At 47.9% G+C, this 7,894-nt stretch carries 3 protein-coding genes and 1 pseudogene; 2 read left to right on the top strand and 2 right to left on the bottom strand.

The window, feature by feature from the left end; translation table 11 throughout:
- Positions 1-135 precede the first annotated feature (135 nt).
- A pseudogene (locus NDI52_RS34315) lies at positions 136-1,299 on the top strand (ISAzo13 family transposase).
- Between the two features lie 4 nt (positions 1,300-1,303).
- Here the strand turns inward: NDI52_RS34315 and NDI52_RS34310 are convergent.
- Entirely contained in the window at positions 1,304-1,570 is a 267-nt protein-coding gene (locus tag NDI52_RS34310) for a hypothetical protein (RefSeq protein WP_190769820.1), read from the bottom strand.
- 376 nt (positions 1,571-1,946) lie between these two features.
- Entirely contained in the window at positions 1,947-3,233 is a 1,287-nt protein-coding gene (locus NDI52_RS34305) for a calcium-binding protein (RefSeq protein WP_190769819.1), read from the bottom strand.
- Between the two features lie 430 nt (positions 3,234-3,663).
- Here NDI52_RS34305 and NDI52_RS34300 point away from each other — a divergent pair, with 430 nt between their 5' ends.
- A complete protein-coding gene (locus NDI52_RS34300) occupies positions 3,664-7,461 on the top strand; it encodes an NB-ARC domain-containing protein (RefSeq protein ID WP_190769818.1) in 3,798 nt (1,265 codons plus the stop codon).
- The last annotated feature ends 433 nt before the right edge of the window (positions 7,462-7,894 follow it).

Genomic DNA, 7,894 nt, shown 5'->3' with positions numbered 1-7,894 from the left:
TGGCTCAAACGTGGGTGTTAAACGTTCAGCTTTTAGAATAGAAGCCTGAAAGCCAGTGATAACAGGGATGATAGAAAATATTAAGAAGCTCTCAAATGACCTTTAGAGGGCTGGTATCAACACCTCAAACCGTTCTTGAATGAACGTAGCCGTCGCTTATGGGCTGCCACAGAAGCAGAGGCTTTGGGGTACGGTGGCATTCTTGCTCTCCAACGGGCAACTGGATGAAGCCAGAATACCATTCGTGCCGGATTGAAAGAATTGAGAGGGGAGTCCACACCGTTGCCTGCCCCTGAACGAATTCGCCAAGTTGGCGATGGACGCAAACGAGTCGAAGAGCGAGAACCTCTGATTTTAGAAGCGCTGGACCGTTTAGTCGAACTCGCCAGTCGGGGAGAACCCGAATGTCCGTTGCGCTGGACATGCAAGAGCGTCAATCAACTGGCAGATGCTTTGCAAGCACAAGGGTATAGCGTTTGTGCCATGACAATGTACACGCTGTTGGTGGAGATGGGTTACAGTTTGCAGAGTAATCGCAAGACCCAAGAAGGCAAGCAACATCGGGACCGCGATAGGCAGTTTCACCACATTGCCCAACAAGTGGAAGCATTTCAACGTCGGCATCGACCCGTGATCTCGATTGATACCAAGAAGAAGGAGAACGTGGGTCAATTCAAAAATGGTGGACAAGAATGGCAACCCCAAGGGAAACCCATTCCTGTCAAGACTCATGATTTTCCGAGTCAAGGTGAGGGTAAAGCGATTCCCTATGGCATTTATGACTTGACTCAGAACCAGGGATGGGTGAATGTTGGCATTGACCATGACACCGCAGAATTTGCGGTTGAATCGATTCGACGTTGGTGGCAGCACCTTGGACAACTCCAGTATGACCGCAGTCGGCATCTGTTGATTACGGCGGATTGTGGTGGAAGTAATGGCTGTCGCAATCGATTGTGGAAGTTGAAGTTGCAAGAGTTGGCGGATGAAACGGGTTTGACGTTACATGTCTGTCATTCTCCACCCGGTACCAGCAAGTGGAACAAGATTGGACATCGCTTGTTTTGCCACATCACAACGAACTGGCGAGGGCAGCCGTTAACCAGTTTGGAAACTGTCATCAACTTAATTAGCAACACCACAACTCAAACAGGCTTAGAAGTTCGGACGCAATTGCATAACAATCTTTATCCCACGGGAGTTCAAGCGACGGATGAACAGTTCAATGCAATTGCCATCGAGCGGTGTCGCTTTCATGGAGAATGGAACTACCGATTTGTGCCGCTCAAGACTGCTTAGTTACTCAACTTATTTTTGTAAGTATCCTTAAGACCCGTAACACCGCACACATATCGGTATAGCTGGCTCCGCCACCGCCAAGTTCGATCGGCACACCTGCTGCAATCGATCTAGATGTTTTCAATCGAGCAATGTTATCACCAACAAATACATCAAGCTCATCTGCTTCTGTATCTCTAGCTGCAAACTTTTGTCCTAAAAATTTTGCCAAAGATGACCAATCCACGTCGTTCTGCTGCATCGTTACAGTAGTTTGTAGTTCCGACATCATCTTGTCTCCTGGTAATTCTGTAATGTGTTTAGACTATCTCTGCAAATTGCTCACGAACTTCATCAGTAATTGTGAAATGTTGAATCAAATGTTTGAGCGTTTGAGTTCGTCGCGATTGTAAAACTTCTCTGGATTCAGGATGGTGGGTAGTCAGTTGGGGATGCCGCTTCCCCACCAAACTGTTCGTGAGAGGCTAGCCTACTACAAAGAAATCTTTGTTTGTCATCGCTAAGCCAGTCGATATTTTGGCAATCTGAATCTCAGATGCCCCTCCGATGCCGTCAGCGTTGAAGTATACTACTCCAGTGCCTTTGTTGCAGATAAAGCGATCGCTTCTAAAACAACCAGACACTAAGGAACAAAACTCAACGCATGGTTACACCAGCACAATATCAGTTTGAATGGAGAAGCCAGCAGGCTTGTTCTCCAGCGTTGCAAACTGAGTAGACCCAAATGACAGGGCACCCGTCGTGCTGTTGTAGCTAAATTGGCTCAGAGAAGACACGCCAAAACTCGATTTAACAATTTCAATCTTGTCGCCTTCGCCGCGATTGAAGTCTTTGATCAGGTCAATACCTTCAGATTTAACGTTGAATCTGAATTTGTCTGTGCCTACACCACCTGTGAGAATATCATTGCCGTTTCCGCCAATCAGCACATCGTTGCCACTGCTGCCAGCGAGGGTGTCGTTACCATTACCTCCAGTAAGGGTGTCATTGCCACCACCTCCGAATAGGAGAGACCAGACATTGGGATCGGCAGTGAGGCGCTCATTCCCGTCATTACCAACGCGAACGTTATAGAATCCACCACTCCCGAACTCGATGCGCTCAATTCCAGTGAGCAGATCAGTCCCTTCGCTACTCGTGACGCGAACCGCCCCAGTAATGCTAAAAGAGGCGGTATATCCGGTGTAGGATCCGCTATAGGAGGCAATATCACGCCCTGTTCCACCAAAAATGGCATCGCTACCCGCTCCACCGTAAAAGATGTCATTACCACTCTGACCCGAAAGGTGATCGTCACCCGCCTTGCCTTGAAGGTAATTATCTAAGCTATTACCCGTGCCAATAAAGGAAGTCTCTCCGTTGTAGATCAGACTCTCGACGTTTTCAGGCAGGGTGTAGTTAATAGAGGCGAATACGGTATCCGTTCCTTGTGAGGCGAATTCACGTACAACGTCGCCACTACTATCAACAAGGTAAATATCGTCGCCTAAACCGCCAATCATAAGGTCATTTCCTGAACCACCATCGATGTAGTCGTGCCCAAAGTCATTCTGTGATAAGTCACCGTAAATCATATCGTCATCCGCACCTCCGAAGATGCGATCGTTACCACTGCCACCGTAGACTTCGTCTTTGCCTGCATCAGCATAGATGAGATCATTACCACCAGCAGTACTTTGCTGATTGTCACCAAAAATGCGATCGTTACCAAAACCAGCATAGATCGTGTCATTACCAGCTCCACCATCATCATCGCCGACAATAAAATCGTCATCTGTCGTATTTGGAATGAGCTTATATTCTGGTCCAGCCGTAATCGTGTCATCGCCGCCCATACCGATAAGTATGTCATTTCCTAGTAGCCCAGAAATGATATCTGCACCGCTACCGCCTGCGTATGAATCCGAACCATCAGTACCTCTAAAAGGTGCCATTTTAGTTTTCCTAAAAGTAGTGTGTTTGAGTGTGTTTGAAGTTTCTCTAGAAACGTTTGTGAGATGTTCTTAGAATCAGCCTTGTATTGACTAAGCTTTATCCAAAAATCTGACACTGCGCTGTTCAACTTCGATGTTTAGACTTTAGTTCTTTGCGTATTGAACTCCCTTCACCCAATCGTATGAGAGATATGAAGGATATGAACATCCTCTATGTCTCTGCTACCATTTCGATGCGTTTCATAGGGAGAAGTGGATGAACTGTCAATAGATAAAGTTCATAAGTTACTCAATCAAGAATGTTGTCAAAAGCTTGCGCTATGTAAAATTTTTCTCTAGAATTTGCTAGCTTTTCAGAAGCGGCTTGCTGTTGAGTTATACCAATCAGTTGAGTTGTGCTAATCAGTGGACCTAGGAGAAGGGCTAGTTGATGGATGTTGAGAAAGGGCTTGAGGTTGTCAACGAAGTCGTTCTGGTAAAAACAGGGCGACGCTTAAGCCCGATAGAAGTTGCAATTCTAAAAGGCTCCTGGCAGGGAAAAACTTACGAAGAAATTGCCAGCAATGCTAGCTATGCCGCCAGTTATTTGAAGCGATATGTCGGTCCCAAACTCTGGCAATTAATTTCTGATGCTTTAGGTGAAGAGGTTAACAAGACCAACTTTCGTACTTCGTTAGAGCATCATTACCAGCAAGCAAACGGTGCGGCTCAAGAAGGAGTCAGAGAACCGAAAAATAAGGCATCTGAAAAACGCAGCAGTGAGCATAGAGCAGACACCACTTCTCCCTGTGTTGATTGGGGCGAAGCCACGGATGTTTCCACCTTCTATGGTCGTCAACCGGAACTAGAGCTTTTGTATCAATGGATTAAGGGCGAATTTTCTTCTGGGAAGCAAAGTCTTTCCGGCGTGCCGCAAACTTCACACTGCCGTTTGATTTGTTTATTAGGCATGGGAGGCATTGGAAAAACCTCTGTATCGATCAAACTGGCTCAAAACATTGCTAGTAGTCAGTTTGAGGAAAGCGATCGATTATCTGCAAAACCCAATTCCCTTTTTGAATTCGTCATCTGGCGATCGTTGCGTGATGCCCTACCCCTAGACGATCTACTCGAAGACCTGATTCCACTTCTCTCTCGCCAACAAGACATTGACTTACCGAAAGGTACTTCCGCAAAAATCACCCGATTAATCCAGTACCTGAAGCAAAATCGCTGCCTCCTGGTGTTAGACAATGTGGAGTCCATTCTTCAGAGTGGACAAGTTGTAGGCAGTTATCGATCTGGTTATGAAGCGTATGGAGAACTGTTTCAGCGCGTGGGTGCAACGGAACATCAAAGTTGTTTGCTATTGACCAGTCGAGAAAAGCCTTCAGAAGTTGCAACTCTGGAAGGTGATGCGCTGCCAGTGCGATCGCTGCAACTGGCTGGATTAACTACAACAGACAGTAACAGCATTCTAGCAGCCAAAGGGTTAATGGGAAGTGCTGGCGATCGCGACAACCTGATCGAACATTACCGGGGTAATCCTTTGGCGTTGAAGATTGTCGCTACATCGATTCGTGACCTGTTTGATGGCGATATTGCAGAATTTTTAGAGCAGGGGACGATTGTTTTTAACGGGCTGCGTCGTTTGCTAGATGAGCAAATCGAACGTCTATCAGTGTTGGAACAGCAAGTGATGAATTGGTTAGCGATCAACAGGGAAGGGACGACGATTGATCAGCTTCATGCCGACATTATTCCTACGGTGTCTAAAGCGCGGTTGCTGGAGGTATTGGAAAAGTTAGGGCGGCGATGTCTGATAGAAGCGGCTGCACAAGCGCAGATTGAACGGAAGATTTTACAAAACGGTGATGCAAGGCAGAACGGTGAAGCTAAACGCATTCCCTCCAGTTTTACCCAGCAGCCAGCGGTGATGGAATATGTTACAGAACATATCATTGAAACTGTTGTTGCTGAACTCAAAGGGGAACAGCCGTTTAACCTGCTGAGGCACTATGCTCTCACCAAAGCCAGTGCCAGCGACTATATTCGCGAGAGCCAAATTCGGTTAATTCTGGAACCGATCGCGACTCAGTTAAGCAGCGCATTTGGTTCCACCGCTGCCCTCAGCCAACACCTCCAGCAGCAGTTGCAACAACTAAAAAACACTCCTGAAGTTTATCCAGGGTATGCAGGAGCCAATCTGCTGAGTTTGCTCAACTACCTCCAAATTGATCTGAATGGATGGGATTTTTCTCATCTACCCATCTGGCAGGCGTATCTCCCGGAAACTCCACTGCATCAGGTTAATTTCACTGAGTGTGATTTCACCGGGTCTGCCTTTGCTCAAACCCTCAGTAGTTTAGTCAATGTTGCCTTTAGTCCCGATGGTCGTTTGATGGTAAGCTGCGATTCAGACGGTAGAATTCACCTCTGGGATACGGCTTCTGGGCAACCGAAGCTGAGTTGGCAGGCGCACGAGGAGTTTACTTGGGGATTATCGTTTAGCCCTGACGGTCAAATGCTTGCCAGCGGCAGTCCTCACGATTCTCTGATCAAACTTTGGGATGTGCAAACAGGAAAGCTGTTGCGTGAGCCGTTTCAAATTGCCAAGACGAGCTGGGCGGTGCAGTTTAGCCCGGATGGCAAACGGCTGGTGATCGGTGAAGAAGAGGGATTGTTGGAACTATGGGATGTCGAGATGGGAACTTGCTTGACATTCCTAGAAGGGCATTCTGACATTGTCCACTCGGTTGCCTTCAGCCCCGATGGCAAACAGTTGGTGAGTGGGAGTGACGATTGTGCCGTACGGCTCTGGGATCTATCAACCTTCAGTGAAATGCGTCAATTTGAAGGACATCACCACACTGTGTTGTCAGTCTCCTTTAGCCCAAATGGTCAGTGGGTTGCCAGTGCCAGTTGGGATAAGACCGTGAGACTATGGCATTTGGCAACCGGAGAATCCATCTGCTTTGAGGGACATACAGACCTCGTTTGGTCAGTCTCCTTTAGTCCGGATGGTTTGCTGTTAGCGACTGCTGGACAAGATCGAACCATTCGCCTATGGGATCTGCAAACCGAGCAGCCGATCCGCACATTGCTGGGACATCAAGCCTGCGTAACTGCGATCGCCTTCAGCCCTGATGGCAAAACCCTATTGAGTAGTAGTGCCGATAGTGTACAGAAAGTGTGGGATGTCACCACTGGACAGGCTTTGAAAACCTGGCAGGGACACCTTAGTCGCGTCTTGTCTGTTGCATTTAGCCCCGACGGTCAACACATTATCAGCGGCAGCGCCACAGATTTACTCGTTAGGCTCTGGAACCCTCTAACGGGCACCTGCCTCAAAACCTTTAACGAGCATACTCACTGGGTTTGGGATGTGACTTTTAGCAGCGATAGCAAAACCTTTATCAGCGGAAGTTCCGACGGCACAATTAAGGTTTGGGATGTCCAAACCCAACAGTGCATCAAGACACTGCATTGTCACACCAATTGTATATTTGGTACAGCCCTCAGTTCCGATGGACAGGTTCTGGCCAGTACCAGCAATGATGCTACGGTTAAACTCTGGGATCTGCATACCGGAACTCATCTGCACACGCTGGTTGGACATGACTTTCCAGTGTGGCATGTTACCTTTAGCCCCGATGGGCGCTGGCTAGCCAGTATCGCGAAGAATGGCATTGTGCGGCTGTGGCAGGTAGAAACAGGCACCTGTATGCAGGTTTTCGATCAGCACGATTTATTGGGGTTCGAAGTGGAGTTTTGTGCCGATGGAAAAACGCTGCTTGGCATCGGCAGTGACAATAACATTAAGCAACTGGACATTGCCACAGGTGAATGTCTGCAAAGCCTGAAAGGGCATGCGGCACTAGTGCGATCGCTCGCCCTTCGTCCCCCTTCTCCCCCTTCATCCCATCGCCCGCAGATTCTCGCTAGTGGTAGCGCTGACCATACGATTCGCCTCTGGGATCTGGATTCTGGAAAATGCTTGAACGTTTTACAAGGTCATACAGGTATCATCTTTTCAGTTGCGTTCGGGTGTGATGTCACCGGACGATCGCTTCTTGCCAGTGGCAGCTTCGATGAAACGATTCGCCTCTGGGATGTAGAAACGGGTGAGTGCCTTCAAGTTTTGAAGAGCGATCGAATCTATGAAGGCATGAACATCCAGGGAGTGACAGGTTTAAGCAGCGGACAGAAAGCCGTGTTAAAACAATTGGGCGCGATTGAAAAGAACTGACAAAACAGGTAGGGCCATCGCTTGCACTTCGTTCCCTGACCTTCAATCATCCACAGCTCCTAGCCAGCAGCAGTTTTGACAATGCGGTTTGCTTGTGGGATATCGGAACGGAAAAGACCTAAAAGATCTTACAGGGGCATACGAAACTGTCAGAACTGGGTAGGGCAAACGCATACCTTTCTTTACAATTTGCGAGAGGGGGTAGGAATTTGAGCCAGAATCTTGGTGAGATAATGCTCATCCCACCCTGCCTTAAGTCGTTTAGCCTTTGTGCCACCTTTGGCAGACTTCTCTTGAGTTAACAGGTTAACGGCAAGATGGGTAGAAAGGTGAGATTATCTCACCCCTCTGAAGTTCAGGGGTAGAGCACACAACGCAGTAGGTCACCCGCATTCCAAATTTGGTCGGTTAAGCCCATGGCCATCGCCGGGGT

This window comes from Leptolyngbya sp. PL-A3, assembly GCF_039962325.1.
Lineage (GTDB): Bacteria > Cyanobacteriota > Cyanobacteriia > Elainellales > Elainellaceae > Vacuolonema.
The sequence above is the reverse complement of the archived record's forward strand: the minus strand, read 5'-3'. Positions and strand labels throughout refer to the sequence as shown.

Coding starts and splice junctions, on each gene's coding strand:
- NDI52_RS34300 (WP_190769818.1), top strand. CDS start 3,664: ATGGATGTTGAGAAAGGGCTTGAGGTTGTCAACGAAGTCGTTCTGGTA.
- NDI52_RS34305 (WP_190769819.1), bottom strand. CDS start 3,233: ATGGCACCTTTTAGAGGTACTGATGGTTCGGATTCATACGCAGGCGGT.
- NDI52_RS34310 (WP_190769820.1), bottom strand. CDS start 1,570: ATGATGTCGGAACTACAAACTACTGTAACGATGCAGCAGAACGACGTG.